Origin of the sequence: Photobacterium swingsii, from assembly GCF_024346715.1 — a bacterium.
GTDB classification, from domain to species: Bacteria; Pseudomonadota; Gammaproteobacteria; order Enterobacterales; family Vibrionaceae; genus Photobacterium; species Photobacterium swingsii.
This window is the reverse complement of sequence record NZ_AP024852.1, coordinates 2,939,510-2,960,977: the sequence shown is the minus strand read 5'-3', so window position 1 is coordinate 2,960,977 and position 21,468 is coordinate 2,939,510. Positions and strand designations below refer to the sequence as shown.

The 21,468-nt window shown below is 45.4% G+C and carries 15 protein-coding genes; 9 read left to right on the top strand and 6 right to left on the bottom strand.

Going from position 1 to position 21,468, the window contains the following annotated elements; translation table 11 throughout:
* Window positions 1-10: 10 nt before the first annotated feature.
* The gene (gene ltaE / locus OCU77_RS13430; RefSeq protein ID WP_048898116.1) at window positions 11-1,021 is read right to left on the bottom strand and encodes a low-specificity L-threonine aldolase; all 1,011 of its coding nucleotides are present in this window, start codon (window positions 1,019-1,021) and stop codon (window positions 11-13) included.
* 345 nt (window positions 1,022-1,366) lie between these two features.
* Complete coding sequence (xseA, locus tag OCU77_RS13425) at window positions 1,367-2,722, bottom strand: exodeoxyribonuclease VII large subunit (protein ID WP_048898117.1); 1,356 nt, start codon at window positions 2,720-2,722, stop codon at window positions 1,367-1,369.
* Window positions 2,723-2,978: 256 nt separating this feature from the next.
* Between xseA and guaB the strand changes: the two genes are divergently transcribed.
* The 4 genes from guaB to OCU77_RS13405 all read left to right on the top strand — a co-directional run bounded on the left by guaB (window position 2,979) and on the right by OCU77_RS13405 (window position 10,096).
* Window positions 2,979-4,442 (top strand): IMP dehydrogenase, encoded by a 1,464-nt coding sequence (gene guaB / locus OCU77_RS13420; RefSeq protein ID WP_048898118.1) that lies wholly within the window; start codon window positions 2,979-2,981, stop codon window positions 4,440-4,442.
* 119 nt (window positions 4,443-4,561) lie between these two features.
* Complete coding sequence (gene guaA, locus OCU77_RS13415; RefSeq protein WP_048898119.1) at window positions 4,562-6,145, top strand: glutamine-hydrolyzing GMP synthase; 1,584 nt, start codon at window positions 4,562-4,564, stop codon at window positions 6,143-6,145.
* A gap of 355 nt (window positions 6,146-6,500) precedes the next feature.
* Entirely contained in the window at window positions 6,501-8,060 is a 1,560-nt protein-coding gene (locus tag OCU77_RS13410) for an AbgT family transporter (RefSeq protein WP_107302773.1), read from the top strand.
* A 479-nt stretch (window positions 8,061-8,539) separates the two neighbouring features.
* Window positions 8,540-10,096 carry an AbgT family transporter gene (locus OCU77_RS13405; RefSeq protein ID WP_048898120.1) on the top strand — a complete coding sequence of 519 codons (1,557 nt, stop codon included), beginning with the start codon at window positions 8,540-8,542 and terminating at the stop codon, window positions 10,094-10,096.
* 139 nt (window positions 10,097-10,235) lie between these two features.
* Here OCU77_RS13405 and fghA read toward each other — a convergent pair whose 3' ends face one another.
* Both fghA and OCU77_RS13395 read right to left on the bottom strand, forming a co-directional pair.
* Window positions 10,236-11,081: an S-formylglutathione hydrolase gene (gene fghA, locus OCU77_RS13400; protein WP_107302772.1), complete on the bottom strand. Its 846-nt coding sequence runs from the start codon at window positions 11,079-11,081 to the stop codon at window positions 10,236-10,238.
* Window positions 11,082-11,205: 124 nt separating this feature from the next.
* Window positions 11,206-12,336: an S-(hydroxymethyl)glutathione dehydrogenase/class III alcohol dehydrogenase gene (locus tag OCU77_RS13395; RefSeq protein ID WP_048898121.1), complete on the bottom strand. Its 1,131-nt coding sequence runs from the start codon at window positions 12,334-12,336 to the stop codon at window positions 11,206-11,208.
* A 211-nt stretch (window positions 12,337-12,547) separates the two neighbouring features.
* Here OCU77_RS13395 and OCU77_RS13390 point away from each other — a divergent pair, with 211 nt between their 5' ends.
* The 3 genes from OCU77_RS13390 (at window position 12,548) to OCU77_RS13380 (ending at window position 14,414) form a co-directional block, all read left to right on the top strand.
* Entirely contained in the window at window positions 12,548-13,417 is an 870-nt protein-coding gene (locus OCU77_RS13390) for a LysR substrate-binding domain-containing protein (protein WP_048898122.1), read from the top strand.
* Window positions 13,418-13,528: 111 nt separating this feature from the next.
* The gene (tadA, locus tag OCU77_RS13385) at window positions 13,529-13,996 is read left to right on the top strand and encodes a tRNA adenosine(34) deaminase TadA (protein WP_048898225.1); all 468 of its coding nucleotides are present in this window, start codon (window positions 13,529-13,531) and stop codon (window positions 13,994-13,996) included.
* Between the two features lie 22 nt (window positions 13,997-14,018).
* Window positions 14,019-14,414, top strand: a complete 396-nt coding sequence (locus OCU77_RS13380) for a VOC family protein (protein ID WP_107302771.1) — start codon at window positions 14,019-14,021, stop codon at window positions 14,412-14,414.
* Window positions 14,415-14,523: 109 nt separating this feature from the next.
* On the opposite strand, the gene OCU77_RS13375 is transcribed toward OCU77_RS13380, so the two are convergent.
* On the bottom strand, window positions 14,524-14,679 hold the full coding sequence (locus OCU77_RS13375; protein ID WP_160314702.1) for a hypothetical protein: 156 nt from the start codon (window positions 14,677-14,679) through the stop codon (window positions 14,524-14,526).
* Window positions 14,680-14,924: 245 nt separating this feature from the next.
* Entirely contained in the window at window positions 14,925-16,439 is a 1,515-nt protein-coding gene (gene mltF, locus OCU77_RS13370; protein WP_048898124.1) for a membrane-bound lytic murein transglycosylase MltF, read from the bottom strand.
* Between the two features lie 406 nt (window positions 16,440-16,845).
* Between mltF and purL the strand changes: the two genes are divergently transcribed.
* Together purL and OCU77_RS13360 are read left to right on the top strand one after the other, a co-directional pair.
* Window positions 16,846-20,763, top strand: coding sequence for a phosphoribosylformylglycinamidine synthase (purL, locus tag OCU77_RS13365; protein WP_107302770.1), 3,918 nt, complete (start codon window positions 16,846-16,848; stop codon window positions 20,761-20,763).
* A gap of 252 nt (window positions 20,764-21,015) precedes the next feature.
* Window positions 21,016-21,417, top strand: coding sequence for a hypothetical protein (locus OCU77_RS13360; RefSeq protein ID WP_239685896.1), 402 nt, complete (start codon window positions 21,016-21,018; stop codon window positions 21,415-21,417).
* The last annotated feature ends 51 nt before the right edge of the window (window positions 21,418-21,468 follow it).

The window sequence follows — 21,468 nt, the reverse complement described above, 5'->3', positions numbered from 1 at the left end:
TTACTGCTTACTAGAGCTGCTGTTTTAGTGCCTTGATAAAGGTATCGATATCTTCACGCGTAACGTTCAGGTGGGTCACTAAACGCATCGGATGATAACTAGGTGAGAATAGTATTCCTTGTGATTTCAAATGTGTTGCAATGGCTGTAAGGTCGATTTTTCTATCAACATTGGCATAGACAATATTGGTTTGGGTAGGGAAGTCTGCGGTATTAAAGCCGTCGAGTTGGCCTAACTGCTGTGCTAAATAATGAGCATTAGCATGATCATCAGCCAGTCGTTCAATATTCTCTGTGAGGGCAATTTTACCCGCTGCCGCCAAAATACCCGCTTGGCGCATGCCACCACCGACCATCTTTCTGAGCCTTCTTGCTCGTTCAATATACGCTTTTGAGCCTAATAATAGCGAACCAATTGGTGCGCCTAGCCCTTTGGATAAGCAAATGGTCATTGAATCAAAGTGCTGGCTTATTTCAGTGATATCAACATTTAGCGCAACGGCTGCGTTATAAACACGTGCACCATCAAGGTGAAGTAATAGGTCATGTTGGTCGACAAACTTACGGGCTTTAGCTAGGTATTCCAAAGGGAGGACTTTACCGCCTATGGTGTTCTCTAAACTCAGTAATTTAGTTTGGGCAAAATGAATGTCATCAGGCTTGATGGCTGCAGCTAACTTTTCAAAACACAAAGTGCCATCAGGATTATTTTCGATAGGTTGCGGTTGTACCGACCCTAAAATCGCGGCACCGCCGGCTTCGTATTTATAATTATGTGCTTGCTGGCCACATAGATATTCATCGCCACGTTGGCAGTGGGCAAGAATACCCAATAAGTTAGCTTGGGTACCAGAAGAGGTGAATAGGGCGGCTTCAAAACCATGACGCTGGGCGGTCCATGCTTCAAGCTCATTCACGGTAGGATCGTCACCATAAACATCATCCCCAACAGGTGCCTTTGCCATGGCTTCACGCATGTAGGGGCTAGGCTGTGTGACTGTGTCAGATCGAAAATCTATCATTCCTTGGTTTCCTCTTCCTGCTGAATGTACGTTGTATCTGTCTATTTGCTCGACTTATACCAATCTAACTAAGTAACTGATCGTCTTTGCTGGTTAAAATCAATGATAACTGCGTTATAGATTTTGTAGATAGAACAACTAGCTACCTGCAATCTACGCCTTGTTTTCAGTGCTTTTTCCTGCGCAATCACCTGAACATTTACTTACCCAGATTGGTATTAGCTATTAGAGAGACTACTCCGCATTCGGCATGAGAAAAACCATTATTTGGAAGATTTAGTTATATTTTGAAGATATTAATGCACTCGTTTATACGAGTGCATGTAAGCAGAAAATGAGTTGGGGTTATTGATGGTCTTTTGAAACGACCGATTGGATTTCACCGTTAGCCACTTTGGTCGTGATGGTATCACCATGGCTCACCTGGTTAGTATCACGGATCACCTTGCCTTTACTGTCGCGAGTAATCGAATAACCACGGCCAAGCGTCGCGAGTGGACTGACAGTTTCTAGCTTTTCCGCTGCCATTGCAAGCTGGTGGCGTGCGGTGAGTAAGCGGCGATCCATGGCATCATGTAAGCGGCTCTCAACACGTTCTAAACGGTTCGCTTGTTGTTTTAGTGTTTGCACTGGTGAGTGCAGGGCTAGTTTGTGTTCATTACGGTTAAGATGCTGGCGATGATGAACAATATAGTTTTTCATCGCGCGTTCTAAACGGCTGCTTGCATCATCAAGTCGCTGGCTTTGCTGATTGAGCCTTAGCTGTGGATGTTGGCGCTCTAATCGATGTTGGAGCTGGGTTAAGTGACGGCGACGATCAGACAGATATTGACGAACACTGTGAGTCAGTTGTTGTGTTTTTTGGTTAATTTTTTGGGTTTGGTGGCTGTTATCTCGGCTCACTAATTCTGCTGCGGCAGAAGGCGTTGGCGCGCGCATATCAGCGACAAAATCAGCAATCGTGACATCCACTTCGTGGCCAACCGCACTGATAATAGGGATCTGACTTGCGGCAATGGTTCGGGCGACGATTTCTTCGTTAAATGCCCACAGATCTTCAAGCGAACCACCGCCACGACCGACAATCAATACATCACATTCTTGGCGTGCATTCGCGCGGCCAATGGCTTGTGCAATTGAAATAGCAGAACCTTCGCCCTGTACCATGGTTGGGTAAATCACTACTGGCAGGCTAGGATCACGACGCTGTAAAACGTTCAAAATATCGTGCAGCGCTGCCCCTGTTTTTGAGGTAATGATACCCACACGTTTAGGTTGCTCTGGCAGCGGTTTTTTCAGTGACTGAGCAAACAAGCCTTCAGCCGCCAAATTCATTTTAAGTTGTTCAAATTGCTGCTGTAAGCGACCATCACCTTCAGGCTGCATGCTCTCGATGATCAGTTGGTAATCACCGCGAGGTTCGTACAGAGATAAGCGAGCCTTGACCAAGACTTGCGTGCCATTAGCTGGCTTAAAGGTCACACGGCGATTATTACCACGGAACATGGCACACTTTACTTGGGCACGTGAGTCTTTCAGCGTGAAGTACCAATGACCAGAGACGGGCATGGATAAGTTCGACAGTTCGCCCACAAGCCAGACAATGCCCATTTCATTTTCGAGCAATAAGCGAACTTCTGCGTTGAGGCTTGAAACAGTAAAGATACGATCGTTGGATTGAGTTTGAGCGAATAGAGTCACGAGGTGAGGCACCTGTTATCGAAGGCTAGGTAGTGTGCAGAAAGAGTATAAAACATACAGGCAGATCTATGGACAGATCTTGGCCTTACATGCGAGACCGCAGCACCGGAAACTTAACCGAAATATATTACTTATCAAGCAAAAAGAGTCAATAAAAAAATATAATTTTTTTGTAGCCAAACGATTGCATCATACGTATAATTCGTTCGCAATATTTTATCCTCCTTTAAACCTTAACTCGGTGTGAGATATTGCAATGTTACGTATCAAACAAGAAGCTTTAACTTTTGATGATGTTCTGCTGGTTCCAGCACACTCTACGGTTCTCCCTAACACTGCCGATCTGCGCACCCAACTAACGAAAAAGATTTCGCTAAACATTCCAATGGTTTCTGCTGCTATGGACACAGTAACTGAAGGTCGTTTCGCGATCGCGTTAGCTCAAGAAGGTGGCATTGGTTTCATTCACAAAAACATGTCTATCGAACAACAAGCTAACCAAGTACGCATGGTTAAGAAGTTCGAAGCGGGCGTTGTGTCTGAACCTGTAACGGTAAAACCATCAGCAACGATTGCTGATGTAAAAGCACTAACAATTGAAAACGGTTTTGCTGGTTACCCAGTAGTAAGCGAAAACAACGAGCTTGTGGGTATTATCACTGGTCGTGACGTTCGTTTTGTTACTGACCTTTCAATGAAGGTTGAAGATGTGATGACGCCAAAAACTAAATTGGCGGCAGCGAAAGAAGGTGCTTCTCGTGAAGAAGTTGAAGCTATCATGCAAGAACACCGTGTAGAGAAAGTGCTACTGGTAAATGATGACTTCCAACTGAAAGGCATGATCACCGCAAAAGATTTCCAAAAAGCAGAACGCAAACCTAATGCATGTAAAGATGAGCGTGGTCGTCTACGTGTAGGTGCGGCTGTTGGCGCAGGTGCTGGTAACGAAGAACGTGTTAAAGCGTTAGTTGAAGCTGGTGTTGATGTGCTACTTATCGATTCTTCTCACGGTCACTCTGAAGGCGTGCTACAACGTATTCGTGAAACCCGTGAAGCATTCCCTGAACTACAAATTATTGGCGGCAACGTCGCAACAGCAGAAGGTGCGCGTGCACTTATCGATGCTGGTGTAGATGCGGTTAAAGTGGGTATCGGCCCTGGTTCAATTTGTACAACACGTATCGTTACAGGTGTTGGCGTACCTCAGCTTACTGCGATTTCTAATGCGGCAGATGCTGCGGCAGAGTTTGGCGTTCCTGTTATTGCCGATGGTGGTATCCGCTTCTCTGGTGATATGTGTAAAGCGATTGTGGCTGGTGCATCATGCGTGATGGTGGGTTCTATGTTCGCGGGTACTGAAGAAGCACCGGGCGAAGTTGAACTTTACCAAGGCCGTGCCTACAAGTCTTACCGTGGCATGGGTTCACTAGGCGCGATGTCTCAAGGTTCTTCTGACCGTTACTTCCAAACAGATAACGCAGCAGACAAGCTAGTACCTGAAGGTATTGAAGGCCGCGTTGCTTATAAAGGTCACATCAAAGAAATCGTTCACCAACAAATGGGTGGCTTGCGTTCAAGCATGGGCCTAACAGGTTCTGCAACGATTGAAGACTTACGCACAAAAGCAGAGTTTGTTCGTATCTCTGGTGCCGGCATTAAAGAGTCACACGTTCATGATGTGACCATTACAAAAGAAGCGCCAAACTACCGTCTAGGTTAATTTGACCTAACGACGATTGATTAGGCGAAAACGTTTGCCTAATGATGAAACTTCTATAAGATCGGGGGCGCTTTAAAGCCCCCCACTATTATTTCAATTATTTTTGAGACTTCTCGATAATGACTACATCTACAAATATTCATGACCAGCGCATCCTTATTTTGGATTTTGGTTCTCAATATACTCAGCTAATTGCTCGTCGTATTCGTGAAATCGGTGTTTACTGTGAGCTATGGAGCTGGGATGTCGATGAAGCCGACATTCGTGACTTCAATCCGAACGGCATTATTCTTTCTGGTGGTCCAGAAAGCGTAACGGAAGCGGGTTCTCCACGCGCACCTCAATATGTGTTTGAAGCTGGCGTACCTGTATTTGGTGTGTGTTACGGCATGCAAACTATGTCTGAGCAACTTGGCGGTAAAGTTGCTGGTTCAGATGAGCGTGAATTTGGCTACGCACAAGTTAAAGTTGTAGAGCCAACAGGCCTATTCAAAAATATTGAAGATGCTATCGCAGAAGACGGCACACCACTGCTTGACGTATGGATGAGCCACGGCGATAAAGTTGTTGAAATTCCATCTGATTTCGTAAAAGTTGCCGAGACAGAAACTTGTCCGTTTGCTGCAATGGCGAATGAAGAAAAACGTTTTTACGGTGTACAGTTCCACCCAGAAGTAACGCACACGCGTCAAGGTATGCGTATGATCGAGAACTTTGTTCTTGAAGTGTGTGGCTGTGAGAAACTGTGGACCTCTGCCAACATCATTGAAGATGCAGTCGCAAACATTAAGGCGCAAGTGGGTGACGATGAAGTTATCCTTGGCCTATCTGGCGGTGTAGATTCTTCGGTTGTTGCTATGCTGATCCACCGCGCGATCGGTGACAAGCTAACATGTGTATTTGTTGATAACGGCCTACTTCGTTTAAATGAAGGCGAGCAGGTGATGGAAATGTTCGGTGACCACTTCGGTCTGAACATTGTACACGTTAAAGCGGAAGACCGTTTCTTAGCAGCCCTTGCTGGTGAGAACGATCCAGAAGCTAAGCGTAAGATCATCGGTCACGTATTTATCGATGTATTCGATGAAGAATCGAAAAAGCTGAAGAATGCAAAATGGCTAGCACAAGGTACGATTTATCCTGATGTTATCGAATCAGCAGCATCGAAGAACGGTAAAGCACACGTAATCAAATCTCACCACAATGTTGGCGGCCTTCCTGATGACATGGAGATGGGCTTAGTTGAGCCACTACGTGAACTATTTAAAGATGAAGTGCGTAAGATTGGTCTAGAGCTAGGCTTACCTTACAACATGCTTTACCGTCATCCATTCCCTGGACCGGGTCTTGGTGTACGTGTTCTTGGTGAAATCAAGAAAGAGTACTGTGACTTGCTACGTCGTGCCGATGCAATCTTTATTGAAGAGCTGCACAAAGCTGATTTGTACAATAAAGTGTCACAAGCATTTACTGTTTTCCTACCTGTACGTTCTGTTGGCGTAATGGGCGATGGTCGTAAATACGATTGGGTTGTATCGCTGCGTGCGGTAGAAACTATCGACTTTATGACAGCGCATTGGGCACACCTGCCGTACGACTTCCTTGGTAAGGTTTCTAACCGAATCATCAATGAAGTGGATGGTATTTCCCGTGTTGTTTATGATATTTCAGGTAAACCACCAGCAACTATCGAGTGGGAATAATACCCAATAGGTATTGTTAACTTACACGATAAAAAAGGCACCTTCGGGTGTCTTTTTTTGTTTTTGCCTGAGAGACAGCGAACAATGGAGTAAGCCATGCACATCATAAAAGTTGCCAAATTGGATCTTTTTGGTGCTTTATTTGTTAGAGGTATGTTTTCTGTTAATCTCCATTTACAATATTAATAAGTGCAATTTGCTTGATCCTTGGTCTAACGCGCTTTTTTGGGCCGCATTTACATTACAATTTCTTGCAAGTTTTCTCCTAGTCTGAGAAAAACGATGATCAACGGGCGTATACAAGTACATGAAAAAAATTCGCCGCAAACCAACACTATAAATCCATGGAGTTCCCATGAGTAATCAAGCAGCAAAAACAGCACCAGAAGCGTCATCTGGTGGCATGAATAAGTTCTTAAACTTCATCGAACGAGCAGGAAACAAGATCCCAGATCCTGCATTGTTATTCTTCTGGGGACTACTGATTGTATGGGCATTATCAGCATTGTTATCGCAGGTTGATTTTGGCTTTATTCACCCAGTAACTGGACAGGCCGTAGAAGTTAAAAACCTGTTAACAGGTGAGTCTTTTGCTAGCTTCTTAGCAAATATGGTGAAGAACTTCACTGGTTTCGCACCGCTAGGTATCGTACTGGTTGCTATGTTAGGTGTTGGTGTTGCTGAAGCATCAGGCTTCATTAACACGGGCTTGAAGAAGATGCTGAACTTCACGCCAGCAAAATTATTAACACCTATGCTGATTTTGGTGGCGATTGTTTCGCACACCGCAGCAGATGCTGGTTATGTACTGGTTATTCCACTTGGCGGTATTATTTTCCACGCTGCAGGCCGTCACCCTCTAGCGGGTATTGCAGCAGCTTTTGCTGGCGTATCGGGTGGTTTCTCAGCAAACTTCATTCCTTCAGGTATCGATCCACTTCTAGCTGGCTTTACACAATCAGCAGCGCAAATTTTAGATCCTGAATACATAGTTAACCCACTGTCTAACCTAATGTTCACAGGCTTATCGTCAATCCTTGTGATTGCAATTGGTTGGTATGTGACAGAGAGAATCATTGAACCACGTCTTGCGAATACGCCAGTCGACGAAGATGCTGAAGAAGCACCTGATATGGGTTCTTTCACTGAGATCGAAAGTAAAGCTTTCTCTCGTGCGGGCTGGGCAATGATTGCGGGTATCGTGGTTCTTGTTGCTTCGGTTATTCCTGAAACATCACCACTTCGTTCACCAGATGGTGAAATCACGGCGTTCTCTGCACCTTTGATGCAGTCGATTGTGCCTTTGATCTTTATCCTGTTTGTCATTCCTGGTGTAGTTTATGGCAAAGTAGCGGGTACATTTAAGGCTAGCGACGATGTGATTAAAGCGATGTCAGCGACCATGAGTAGCATGGGCAGCTTCATGGTAATGGCCTTCTTTATTGCACAATTCTTGGTTGCCTTTACCCAATCTAACCTAGGTACGCTATTGGCACTATCGGGTGCAGAACTGCTACATGCAATGAATCTACCGGGTCAGGTTACTATCGTGGGTATGATCCTGCTTACTGCCTTTGTTAACTTGTTAGTTGGCTCTGCGTCAGCGAAGTGGGCCCTGATTGGTCCAATTCTGGTACCTATGTTAATGGCTGTTGGTATTTCTCCTGAACTAACTCAAGCAGCTTACCGTGTTGGTGATTCAGTATCTAACATCATCTCGCCTATGATGGTGTTCTTCCCACTGGTTGTGGTTTACATGCAGCGTTATGTGAAAACATCGGGGATTGGTTCTCTGGCGTCTATGATGATGCCTTACTCGATTGCTATGCTGATTGGCTGGACTATCTTCCTGCTTGTTTACTGGGCGTTGGGTATTCCTCTAGGTATCCAAGCACCATACACTTACTCAATGTAATGTCAGATACCCTCTAATCTAGTACATTATTCTAAAGCCTCGCATTGCGAGGCTTTTTTTATAGCTTCAGCATGAGTAAAGAGCATTTTGTTGCAACTATATTTAACAGGGCTTATGTGGTGAGCGGTTGCTTATTTAATAGCAGCAAATAGTAGGGGGTTGATAACTGGTTTGAGTGTAAGTACATGATAAAAAAGTCGTTATGTTAATGTTTTGGGTTAAATTTATATCATATATCGATAATTGTAAAAAAACTGAAATTATATGCTAAAGATTATAATGCTAATTGATTGTAATTAATTAGTGAAATGGTCTGATCCCTTCTTGTGCTGTGGCGCTATTACCTTCTGATACTTGTTGTTATGGATATTAAAGCTAAGAAAGGTCATTTAGCCGTGTTTTACTCTATAAAGTGGCTTTGCTAGGGTGTTTTCCACAACATCATATATAACTCGATCGATAAAATAGGAAGTACGATAATGAGTGAAGCGTTTAGCCCCCCTCCGAGGCAGTCGGGAATCATTGGATTTATTGAACGAGCGGGTAAAAAGATCCCGGATCCAATTATTATTTTCATGTTTCTTTTTACATTTTCCCTTTTCTTAACGGCGGCAATTGGCGGCCTGACCTTCCAAACGGTAGGTGCAGGTGGTGAAGCGGTCGATTACACTTTAAAGAACATGTTAGCGACTGAAAACGTTCGCTGGATCTTTGATAACGCTTTGTTGAAAAACTGGCTGTCATTTGGCCATGGGGTATTGGGAATTATCCTGATCGTCATGCTAGGTGTCGGTATTGCTGAAAACTCAGGCTTATTGACTGCGGTGATTAAGAAAGTCGGTTTAAGCATTAGCGATCGCTGGTTACCGTTATTGGTTGTATTCCTGGGTATCATGAGTTCGATTGCAACGGACGCGGGTTACTTAGTACTGATCCCTCTAGCGGGTTTATTGTATGCCGGTTTAGGTAAAAACCCATTAATTGGTATGGCGGCAGCGTTTGCCGGTGTATCGGCAGGTTTCAGTGCCAACTTGATCCCAGCAACCCCTGTGGATGTTGTACTGGGCGCCAATGCTCGCATTTTCGCTGAAGCGCAAGGCGTACCTTTTGAGACAGCAAAAGGGGAAGCGCTTAACCCTGCGACTATGCATTACTTCTTCATTTTCGTTTCGACTTTCTTGCTGGCGGGTTTAGGTGCTTGGGTTACCAAGCGTTTTGTTGCCCCACGTTTAGAAAAAATGTCTTACGTGATCCCTGAAGACATGAACTTGGATGACTTCCAAGTTAGTGATAAAGAACAAAAAGGTCTACGTTGGGCGGGCTTAGGTCTGATTGCAGCTCTGCTTGCGGTATATGGCCTGGCGGTTGGTCCACTAGCGACCTACACCAATGAGGCGGGACGCGAAGTCACACCTTATCTTGATAACGTGATTTTATTGATTGCTATGGTCTTTGCGATTGTCGGTATCAGTTTTGGTTACGCAACCGGCAAATTTAAGAAGGTACAAGATGTTGTAAAAGCCATGGTGACCCAAATGAATACCATGGGTTATATCTTAGTTTTAACTTTCTTTTGTTATAACTTCTTGGCGCTACTGAGTTACTCTGGCCTAGGGACTTATATTACTTACTTAGGTGCAACGCTGCTTGAGTCTATGCATCTGCAAAATTACCCAATTGCGTTGATCATTGGCTTTGTCCTAACTACCGCGTTAATTAACCTGTTTGTCGGTGGCTTAACCTCGAAGTGGATGCTGCTTGGCCCTATCTTTGTACCTATGCTGTACCAAGTGAACCCGAATATGACGCCAGATTTGGTGGCTGCGGCATACCGTATTGCAGATTCATCAACCAATATCATCACCCCTATGATGAGCTACGCAGGTGTTATTCTTGCCTTTATGCGTAAGTACAAGCCAGAGCTATCTTTTGGTGATGTGATTGCGATGATGGTGCCGTACTCGCTGGCGTTCTTATCAGTATGGACAACTGTGTTGGTTTGTTTCTTTGCGTTTGAGATTCCATTAGGTTTCTAAGCGATAGAGCATGCGAAAAGGTCATGCTCCAAAAGATCAGGAACTGACAGTGTATGATTAATAGGCTGCACTGAATAAGACAAAGCCCAGCTCATTATTAATGAGTCTGGGCTTTGTTGTTTTTTATAGCGCTTGGTTGTTATAAACCTAGGTGTTTCGCGTGGAAGCGTAGGTGATCATCGATAAAACTTGAGATGAAGTAATAGCTGTGATCAAAACCTTCTTGCATACGAAGCTCTAGTGGGTAGCCCACTTGCTCTGCGGCATCTAATAAAGCTTGTGGCTTTAATTGCTCGGCTAAGAAGTTGTCTTGCGTACCTTGATCGACCAAAGCGGGTAGGTGTACTTGGCTTGTCTTCATTAGCTCTGTGGTATCGTATTGTGCCCAATCGTCTTGGTTTGTACCCAAGTAACCAGTAAAGGCTTTTTGTCCCCAAGGGCAGTTAATCGGGTTCGTGATAGGGCTGAACGCCGAGATTGAACGGTAACGCTCAGGGTTCTTTAGTCCAATCGTTAGCGCACCGTGTCCACCCATAGAGTGACCACTGATTGCACGTTGACTTGTCACTGGGAAATTAGCTTCAATCAGTGCAGGCAGTTCAGACACCACGTAGTCATACATGCGGTAATGGCGATGCCATGGTGCCTCCGTTGCGTTGACATAAAAGCCCGCACCTAAGCCGAAGTCGTAGCTACCTTCTGCATCATCTGGCACATCTTCACCACGAGGGCTGGTATCTGGAGCCACAATTGCCATACCTAACTCGGCAGCTAAGCGCTGTGCACCTGCTTTTTGCATGAAGTTTTCATCGGTACAGGTTAAGCCTGATAGCCAGTAGAGCACAGGAACTTTTTGACCTTGCGCGATTTGTGGTGGTAAGAAAATCGCAAAACGCATGTCGCAATTTAGGGCTGTTGAGCGGTGTGTGTATTGTTTGTGCCAGCCGCCAAAGCTTTTATTGGCACTGATGTTTTCTAATGTCATGGTCGGCTCTCATGTTGAAGTGCTGATAAGAAAAATAAAAAGAAATAGTGTTTGAACTAAATAAAAAGAACAAACAGCACTGCCTTTGCAGTGCTGAATGAATATCGGGAACGAGGAGGAACGGTTACTTATCGTAGTGGATAACGCTACGAATGCTCTTACCTTCGTGCATTAGGTCAAACGCATGGTTGATGTCTTCAAGGCCCATAGTGTGGGTAATGAAATCATTCAGTGCGAATTCACCTGCCATGTAACGTTCTACAATCTCAGGCAGTTCTGAACGGCCTTTAACACCACCGAATGCAGAACCACGCCATACACGACCTGTCACAAGTTGGAATGGACGCGTAGAGATCTCTTGACCTGCACCAGCAACACCGATGATTACAGATTCGCCCCAACCTTTATGACAGCACTCAAGTGCTGAGCGCATAACATTAACGTTACCGATACACTCGAATGAGAAATCAACGCCGCCATCTGTCATTTCTACAATCACATCTTGGATTGGCTTGTCGTAGTCGTTCGGGTTGATGCAATCTGTTGCGCCAAGTTTTTTCGCAAGTTCATATTTGCTTTCATTGATATCAACACCGATGATGCGGCTTGCACCTGACATTGCTGCACCAATGATGGCAGATAGACCAATGCCACCAAGACCGAAGATAGCAACAGTGTCGCCTTGTTGTACTTTGGCTGTTTTAAGTACGGCACCCATACCCGTGGTTACGCCACAACCTAGTAGACAAACTTCTTCTAGTGGGGCTTCTTTGCTGACTTTAGCCAGTGAAATTTCAGGCAGTACAGTGTACTCAGAGAAAGTTGAACAGCCCATGTAGTGGTAAATTGGCTGACCATCTTTGTAGAAGCGTGTTGTGCCGTCAGGCATTAGACCTTTACCTTGGGTCTCACGAACAGCACCACAAAGGTTCGTTTTACCAGACTTACAGAACTTACATTCGCCACACTCAGCCGTGTAAAGTGGAATAACATGATCGCCGACTTGTACGCTTGTTACGCCTTCACCGACTTGCTCAACAATACCACCACCTTCATGGCCTAGTACGGCAGGGAAGATACCTTCAGGATCGTCGCCTGAAAGGGTGAATGCATCGGTATGGCAAACACCTGTTGCGATGATGCGTACGAGTACTTCACCAGCACGTGGGAGCATTACGTCAATTTCTTCAACAGATAATGGCTGGTTAGGGCCCCAAGCAATGGCTGCTTTTGATTTGATAAATTGGTCAGACATTTTCATTCTCTCTTTAAGACGCTAGGTCTGTAGTTATTAGTCACACTTTGCTTCGTACTAATAGACAGTAGAAGATAAAAGTGAGAACGACGTAGCTTTCAATCGTAATTCGTGAGCGCGCTGTCGTTTGTTTTGATGGAGGCTATTGTATTTATTTCTACATGAATGATAATTACCCTAATTATCAAATTACTTTTACTCAGGTGTAATAATGTTTCTGTGGGAAGGTGTGATGGAGTTCGTGGCCGTTGCAGAGCGTGAGAGTTTTACGAGTGCGGCTAAGAAACTTGGTATTTCAACGGCTCAGGTGAGTCGGCAGATCAGTGCACTGGAGAGTCGCTTAAGCACCAAATTATTTTATCGTACGACGCGCAAAGTCTCGCTGACGGAAGAAGGGGCGATTTATTATCGTCATTGTCGTCAAGTTTTAGATGGCTTGGAAGAAGCGGAGCGAGCGATCACCAGCTTACGTGATAAACCACAAGGACTGGTTAAACTAACGGCACCAGTTACCTACGGCGAGCAGTTCATCATGCCACTGGTTAACGACTTTCAGCAGCTATACCCTGATGTATCTATCAATGTCGATTTGACCAACCAGCAAATAGATTTAGTTGAAGCTGGCTATGATTTAGCGATTCGATTAGGTCGACTATCCAGCTCGACCATGATGGCGAAGCGTTTAACAACGCGTACCCAGTTTGTGTGTGGTTCACCTGATTATTTGACTAAGTATGGTATACCGCATTCGCTGTCTGAGTTGCACCAGCACAACTGTTTAGTGGGGAATCACGATCATTGGCGTTTTCAGGATCAGGGAAAAGAGAAGTCGATCAAAGTGGACGGTAGCTTACGTTGCAATAGTGGCTATGGTTTATTAGACGCAGTACGTAAAGGTCTCGGACTTACCCAGCTTCCTGATTACTATGTTAGCGAAGACTTAGCCGAAGGTAACCTAGTGGCGGTACTGACGCAGTATCAAGAGCCTGAAGAGGGGATCTGGGCGCTTTATCCACATAACCGCCACTTATCACCTAAGGTGAGGATGCTGGTGGATTATCTCGCGCAACAGCTGGGTTAACTATATAATCCAGCACCCAACAATGCCTGTAAGATGAGAGAGACTGTGACTGAGCAAGAACCTAACCAGAATCCGGAGCAGAACCTGACTCAGAGTCAAGATGAGCTGTACATGCGACGTGCCATAGAGCTAGCGGGTAATGCCGAAGCTGAGGGTGAAGTGCCTGTGGGCGCTGTGGTCGTATTGGATGGTCAGGTGATAGGTGAAGGTTGGAATCGATCCATTGGCCAGCACGATGCGACTGCGCATGCCGAGATCATGGCATTACGCCAAGCAGGTAAAGTCGTACAGAACTACCGTCTGCTTGATGCTGTGATGTATGTTACGTTAGAACCTTGCCCTATGTGTGCTGGTGCGATGGTGCACTGCCGAATTGGTAAGGTGATATACGGTGCCCCCGATCTTAAAACTGGGGCTGCAGGCAGTATTATGAATTTGCTGAGTTACGAGCAAGTGAATCATCATGTGATGTGCGAATCGGGCTTATTGGAGCAAGAATGCCGAGCGCAATTACAAGCTTTCTTTAAACGCCGTCGCGCGGAAAAAAAAGCGGAAAAGCAAGCACGTCGAGCGCAGTGAGATAAAAAATAGAAGGCGCATTATGAAGCAGCAACAAATAGGCAATGTGGCATTAGTGGTTGATAATTATGATGATGCGATTGCTTTTTATACTCAAAAGCTGGGTTTTGAGTTAATTGAAGATACCGATCTTGGTGGTGGAAAGCGCTGGGTACAAGTGAGTCCGCCAAATTCAAACGGTACGAATTTATTGCTGGCGCAAGCGAGTACAGATGAGCAACGTCAGTCTGTGGGTAACCAAACGGGTGGACGCGTGTTCTTGTTTTTACAAACGAATGATTTTTGGCGTGATCACCAAGCGATGCAGCAGCAAGGGGTTAAATTTAACGAGGCACCTCGTGTAGAAGAATACGGCACTGTGGCGGTATTTGAAGATCTGTATGGTAATAAATGGGATCTTTTGCAACTTAACCGTTAAGTCGCAATTGTTTTAAATAGGGTCTCAAATGCCCTTTCAAAAAGAGAAAGCTCGCATGTACAAACCAATGCGAGCTTTTTTATTTGTGTTCATTTGGGTAACTCAAAACTTATGCCATATCATTAAGCTGCGTTAACGTAAAACTACGTTGGCGCCATAATATTTTACGTCGAATATTGACGCTCAATCGCTTACGTCGAGTGGCCGCTGATGTCATTCTTTTATTAAAAGCGGTAGAGGCTGATTTTCGTTTAAATAATTTCATATTTTCTCCCTGTGCTTGAGCACATCGTATCTTGCTTAATTTTACTCTTTCGTACGTAGCAAGAGAGGATAGGGATCGAAAACCCTAGTGTTAGCTCTCATTATTTATCACACCAAGTGTGAGGCTGCTGCTAAATTGAACAATGTCATTGTTTAAAACTAACAGCATTAATGCGGTTGGATTAATAAAAAAGCCTGTTGATTAACAGGCTTTTAGAGGTTTACTGTTCAGCGTGAGCCCCGTTGTTACTGGGCTGGTTTGCCATTGCTCGATACTGGCTCTGCTGCAACGCCTTCACTTAACACTCCAGCTTGTTTTTGTGGAGCTTGAATAATTTGCAATCCATCAACGTTGGCAACACCTTCATCGTTAACCGGTTGGCTGTGTGCCTGTTCGTAACCAATGATACTTTGATAGTAGCGACGAATGTTCTCTACGTAATTGAGTGCTTCATCGCCACGAGCATAGCCATAGCGGGTTTGGCTGTAGTACTTACGTTGACGAAGTAATGGTAAGCGCTGCTTTACATCACTCCATGCATCAGGGTTACCACCTTGCTTTTTGGTTAAGCGACGGGCATCCATCATGTGGCCAAAGCCGACATTGTAAGAAGCGAGGGCAAACCACACTTTTTCATGCTCTTCGATGCTGTCTGGCACGCGTGCAATCATCTTGCGTAAATAGGCGCTGCCGCCACGAATGCTTTGTTCGGGATCCAAGCGGTTATTAACACCAACGGATTTGGCTGTTGGCAGCGTTAGCATCATCATGCCACGCACACCTGTTGGCGATACTGCGCGAGGGTTCCAGTGGGATTCTTGGTAAGACAAGGCTGCTAATAGCCGCCAGTCAAATTCGTTGGAATATTGCTTAAAGAGTGCTTCCCAGCGAGGTAACTTTTTCTCTATGGCTCGTAAGAATGCACGGGTGTCAACATAATCAAATGAATCCACATGGCCGAAGTATTTCTCTTCTAGGTTTGCCAGTTCGCCGCTCTGCTGGATATCGCCAAAAAACTCAATCAGTAGTGCATACAGGCTGTCGTTAGGCGATTGATTGACAAACCATGCAATGGGTTCGTCTTCGGTTAGTTCCATCGCAATAGCTATATCAGGGTGAATACGCTGCAGCAAAGCGACATCGACTGAGTCAGCCACGGTGAAGTCGAGTTCCCCCGTTGCAACAAGCCGTAGTAGTTCATCACTGTCTGTGTCGTCAGAGGCTTCCCACGCTAAATCTGGGTATAACTCTTTTAATTGCAGTAAGCGTTTTTCATGGCTTGAACCTTTGACTATTTTTAAGCTTCCCTTATTCAATGCGAGATCGCTGGGCTTACGTGGGCGCCAATTGCCTTTTTTATATACAACGACTTGGCTAGCAAAATAGTAAGCAGGTGCCGCTTTGAATGCCTCGATACGATCAGGGGTAATGGTGAGTCCTGCCGCAATGATATCGACATCGTGACGTTTTAACGCAGGGAAAAGCCCAGAGAGGGTGAACATAGGTTGCATTTCAAGCTTAACCCCCAGCTTTTTGGCAAAGCGCTGGGCGAGTTCGTAATCAAGACCTGTCGGGCCATCACTACCGATATAGTAAGAAAGCTGATTATTCAGCGTGCCAACACGAAGCACACCGCTTTCGCGGATACGCTCTAAATCGTCTTGAGGTTGGCTTTGCCATTTACATCCGCTGAGTCCGAGACAGGCTAGGGTAACTAGCAGCAAGGTTTTGAAGCGGATACTGAATGAATGACTGTTCAAATATACATGCTCATCGTTATAGTTTGGTGTTCTTTATACCAAATGACGACGAATCCTCAAAGTAACCTGATAGTAATCATCTGCTCAATACCGCATTTAAGATAGCCGGCGAAGTGCATATGTGTGAACGGTTTTGTGGCAAGTATGCTACGGAAATGATCGAAAAATGCTTTTTTTATGCTGAAACACCGCATGAATGAAAAAAAAACACGCAAACGGTTGCGTCAGGTGTTACGTCACCAAACAATTTCCCTTATACTACGCCCAAACATGAGCCATACACCTCGAAACTTGAGTCGTGTAAGTGCTGAAAAAGGTGACATTGATGTGGTTATCGAGCATTTAATGTTGAGATAACCAGATCAATATCACCTTCATTCAACTGCTAATCGAGAGTCGTTCGCACATGGAAATTTTGCGTGGTTCACCCGCACTATCTGAGTTTCGCGTTAATAAGCTATTAGAGCGTTGTCGCGAATTAGGTCTGCCTGTGACTGGCATCTATGCCGAGTTCATGCACTTCGCTGATTTATCAGCGCCTCTTACTGCTGACGAGCAAAGCAAGCTTGCGAGCTTGCTGACCTACGGTCCAACGATTGCCGAGCATGAGCCAGTTGGCACTTTGCTGCTGGTAACGCCACGCCCTGGCACTATCTCGCCATGGTCTTCTAAATCTACTGATATCGCTCGCAACTGTGGCTTAACACATGTTAAGCGTTTAGAGCGTGGTACGGCATATTACGTAGAAACCACTGCAACATTAACGGATGAACATCTTGCTGAGCTAAAAGGCTTGATCCACGACCGCATGATGGAAGTGGTTTTCGGTGAGTTTGAAGCCGCACAAGCTTTGTTTGTTCAAGCTGAGCCTGCGCCAGTGAAATCTGTTGATATTCTTGCTGGTGGCCGTCAAGCCCTTGAAGAAGCTAACGTAACATTGGGTTTAGCATTAGCAGAAGACGAAATTGACTACTTAGTAGAAAACTTCACTAAGTTAGGTCGTAATCCAAATGACATTGAACTCATGATGTTTGCTCAAGCAAACTCAGAGCACTGCCGTCATAAAATCTTTAATGCTGACTGGACGATCGACGGTGTCGAACAAGAAAAGTCATTGTTCAAGATGATCAAAAACACCTACGAGAAGAACCACGATTACGTGCTGTCTGCTTACAAAGATAATGCAGCGGTAATGGAAGGCTCTGAAGTTGGTCGTTTCTTCCCAAATCCAGAATCTCGCCAATATAACTACCATCAAGAAGCGGCACATATCTTGATGAAAGTAGAAACGCATAACCACCCAACGGCGATTTCACCTTGGCCGGGCGCATCAACAGGTTCAGGCGGTGAAATCCGTGATGAAGGCGCAACGGGGATTGGTGGTAAACCTAAAGCGGGTTTGGTTGGTTTTACCGTTTCTAACTTGCGCGTACCTGGCTTTGAACAGCCTTGGGAAACGGATTTTGGTAAGCCGGGTCGTATTGTTAATGCATTAGATATTATGCTTGAAGGCCCGCTGGGTGGCGCGGCATTCAATAACGAATTTGGTCGCCCAAACCTATTGGGTTATTTCCGTACTTACGAAGAAAAAGTAACGTCTCACAATGGCGAAGAAGTTCGTGGCTACCACAAACCAATCATGATTGCGGGTGGTATGGGTAATATCCGTGCCGAGCATGTTCAGAAGAAAGAGATCCCTGTTGGTGCGAAGCTTATCGTGCTTGGTGGTCCTGCGATGAACATCGGTCTGGGTGGTGGTGCTGCTTCATCAATGGCATCTGGTCAGTCGGCAGAAGATTTAGATTTTGCTTCAGTACAGCGTGAAAACCCAGAAATGGAACGTCGTTGTCAGGAAGTGATCGACCGTTGTTGGCAGATGGGGGAAAACAACCCAATCGCCTTTATCCACGATGTGGGTGCAGGCGGTATCTCAAATGCATTGCCTGAGTTGGTCGATGATGGTGAGCGTGGCGGTAAATTCCAGCTACGTGATGTGCCAAATGACGAACCCGGTATGAGCCCGCTAGAGATCTGGTGTAACGAATCACAAGAACGCTATGTGATGGCCATCGCGCCAGAAAACATGGCTGCTTTCGATGCAATTTGTAAGCGTGAGCGCGCGCCGTACGCCGTAGTTGGTGAAGCGACTGAAGAGCGTCACCTAACGCTAGAAGATAGCCATTTCGACGATACGCCAATTGATATGCCAATGGATATCCTATTGGGCAAAGCGCCGAAAATGCACCGCGATGTGAAAACGCAAAAAGTGCAAGGACAAGCTATCGACCGCTCAAGCATTGATTTAGAAGAAGCGACTCAACGCGTACTTCGTTTGCCTGCGGTTGCAGAAAAAACATTCCTTATTACCATTGGTGACCGAACTGTTACTGGCCTCGTTGCTCGTGACCAAATGGTGGGTCCATGGCAGGTGCCTGTAGCTAACTGTGCAGTAACGGCTGCAAGTTACGATACTTACCATGGTGAAGCGATGTCTATGGGTGAACGTACACCGGTTGCATTGCTTGATTTTGGTGCATCAGCGCGTTTAGCTGTCGGTGAAGCGATCACTAACATCGCAAGTGCTGATATCGGTGATATGAAGCGTATTAACCTATCGGCTAACTGGATGTCACCAGCGGGTCATCCAGGTGAAGATGCAGGTCTGTACGAAGCAGTGAAAGCGGTTGGTGAAGAGCTGTGTCCCGCACTTGGTCTAACGATTCCAGTGGGTAAAGACTCGATGTCGATGAAAACCCAGTGGGAACAAGACGGTGAACACAAAGAAGTGACATCACCGCTATCGCTAGTGATTACTGCTTTCGGTCGTGTTGAAGATGTACGTAAAACCGTTACGCCTCAGCTGCGAACAGATAAAGGTGATTCAAGCCTAGTGCTTATCGATTTAGGTTGTGGTCAAAACCGCCTAGGTGCGACGGCTCTAGCGCAAGTTTACAAGCAACTTGGCGATAAGCCAGCAGACGTTGATAGCCCTGAGTTACTAAAAGGTTTCTTCACTGCTGTTCAGCAGCTAGTGCGTGATGAGCAAGTATTGGCCTACCATGACCGTGGTGATGGTGGCTTATACGTGACGCTAGCCGAAATGGCGTTTGCGGGTCACACTGGTGTCGAAGTTGATTTGAACACCACTGATGGCGATGCGTGTGAAGATGTGCTGGCAACCCTATTCAACGAGGAGTTGGGTGCGGTGCTACAGGTTCGCACTGAAGATTTAGACGCAGTACTCGCTGTGTTGGCTGCAAACGGCTTAGAAGCATGTAGCCACATTATTGGTACTGTGGTTGACGAAGACATTGTTCGCATCTGGAATGGTAACGACCAAGTGCTAGAGCAAAGCCGTACTGAACTTCGTACGATTTGGGCGGAAACAACGTACCAAATGCAAGCGATGCGTGATAACCCTGCGGGTGCATTGCAAGAGTTTGAAGCGAAGAAAGACAACAGCGACCCAGGTCTAAACACTAAGCTAACATTTGATATTAATGAAGATGTGGCTGCGCCGTTTATTGCTCCTGCAATTAACCTGGGTGCGAAACCACAAATGGCTATTTTGCGTGAGCAGGGTGTCAACTCACACGTTGAAATGGCTGCTGCTTTTGACCGTGCTGGCTTTGAAGCGAAAGATGTTCACATGAGCGATATCTTATCGGGTGATGTGAAGCTAGATGGCTTTAACGGTTTAGTTGCATGTGGTGGTTTCTCATACGGTGATGTCTTGGGTGCGGGTGAAGGTTGGGCGAAGTCTATCTTGTTCAACAACATGGCACGTGACCAATTTGAAGCCTTCTTCCATCGTAACGACACGCTAGCTTTAGGTGTCTGTAACGGTTGTCAGATGATGTCAAATCTGCGTGATTTGATCCCTGGTGCAGAGCTATGGCCACGTTTCGTGCGTAATGAGTCTGAGCGTTTTGAGGCGCGCTTTAGTTTAGTTGAAGTCCAGAAGAGTGATTCTTTATTCTTCAATGAAATGGCGGGGTCTCGCATGCCGATTGCTGTCTCTCACGGTGAAGGTCGCGTAGAAGTACGTAATGCTGACCACCTAGCTGCGATTGAACAATCAGGTACAGTGGCACTACGTTACCTTGATAACTTTGGTAATGTAACGCAAAACTATCCGGCTAACCCGAATGGTTCGCCAAACGGTATTACCGGTCTGACAACCCAAGATGGCCGCGTAACTATTATGATGCCGCACCCTGAGCGAGTATTCCGCACAGTGGCGAACTCATGGCATCCAGATGACTGGAGTGAAAACAGCCCGTGGATGCGTATGTTCCGTAATGCACGCGTTAATATCGGCTAATTAGCTGGTTATCACGAAACGAATAAAAACCGCAGCTTAGCTGCGGTTTTTTTGTTTTAAAGCAAAAAAAAGTGTGAGAATTATTGGAAAAGTTGAGCAGTTGCCCAAATTGTTGAGTTTGGTGTTGAGTCATTATCGTGTACCTCTTAGAATGCACGCCTTATCATTTAGCGTTACATCACAGATCACAGTCTGTATCACATGGAATAAGTGATTAAGACAGCAGCTGTACTTTCAAGGATGAAATACACATTGGATACTGTAAAACAATATACATCCACACTGGCATTGCGCGTATTGGGCTGTATTGTTACCGTTTGTTTGCTGCGCAATCTTGATGCCTTCATTTTGGCGTTTAGTTATAACCAGTTGGGTATAGTGCCTGTCGTGATTACCGTTTTGGTATTGATGTCAGGGATTATGGCCAGTGTTGGGTTACTAAATGGTCGCCATTGGGGCTTCTTACCGCTTTATTTTTTTATACCCGCCGCGACTATGTTTTTTAGCTTTAGTTTGGTGCCCTTCGTCCCGTTATTTTTCCCTGTTGAAATAAGAGCCTATATTGTGCTCGCTCTTAATGTCAGTATTTTGCTTTATGCCGTCTTTTTATTGTTGAAAAAGATGGATCCTCCCATTGATCTTCACTCGCAATGATAATGATCCTTTATGATCTAAGTGCTTAAATACATTGAGGCACAGTAGGGG

Coding starts and splice junctions, on each gene's coding strand:
- OCU77_RS13380 (WP_107302771.1), top strand. CDS start 14,019: ATGAAGCAGCAACAAATAGGCAATGTGGCATTAGTGGTTGATAATTAT.
- OCU77_RS13410 (WP_107302773.1), top strand. CDS start 6,501: ATGAGTAATCAAGCAGCAAAAACAGCACCAGAAGCGTCATCTGGTGGC.
- OCU77_RS13395 (WP_048898121.1), bottom strand. CDS start 12,336: ATGTCTGACCAATTTATCAAATCAAAAGCAGCCATTGCTTGGGGCCCT.
- guaA (WP_048898119.1), top strand. CDS start 4,562: ATGACTACATCTACAAATATTCATGACCAGCGCATCCTTATTTTGGAT.
- fghA (WP_107302772.1), bottom strand. CDS start 11,081: ATGACATTAGAAAACATCAGTGCCAATAAAAGCTTTGGCGGCTGGCAC.
- OCU77_RS13375 (WP_160314702.1), bottom strand. CDS start 14,679: ATGAAATTATTTAAACGAAAATCAGCCTCTACCGCTTTTAATAAAAGA.
- ltaE (WP_048898116.1), bottom strand. CDS start 1,021: ATGATAGATTTTCGATCTGACACAGTCACACAGCCTAGCCCCTACATG.
- guaB (WP_048898118.1), top strand. CDS start 2,979: ATGTTACGTATCAAACAAGAAGCTTTAACTTTTGATGATGTTCTGCTG.
- OCU77_RS13405 (WP_048898120.1), top strand. CDS start 8,540: ATGAGTGAAGCGTTTAGCCCCCCTCCGAGGCAGTCGGGAATCATTGGA.
- purL (WP_107302770.1), top strand. CDS start 16,846: ATGGAAATTTTGCGTGGTTCACCCGCACTATCTGAGTTTCGCGTTAAT.
- tadA (WP_048898225.1), top strand. CDS start 13,529: ATGCGACGTGCCATAGAGCTAGCGGGTAATGCCGAAGCTGAGGGTGAA.
- OCU77_RS13390 (WP_048898122.1), top strand. CDS start 12,548: ATGTTTCTGTGGGAAGGTGTGATGGAGTTCGTGGCCGTTGCAGAGCGT.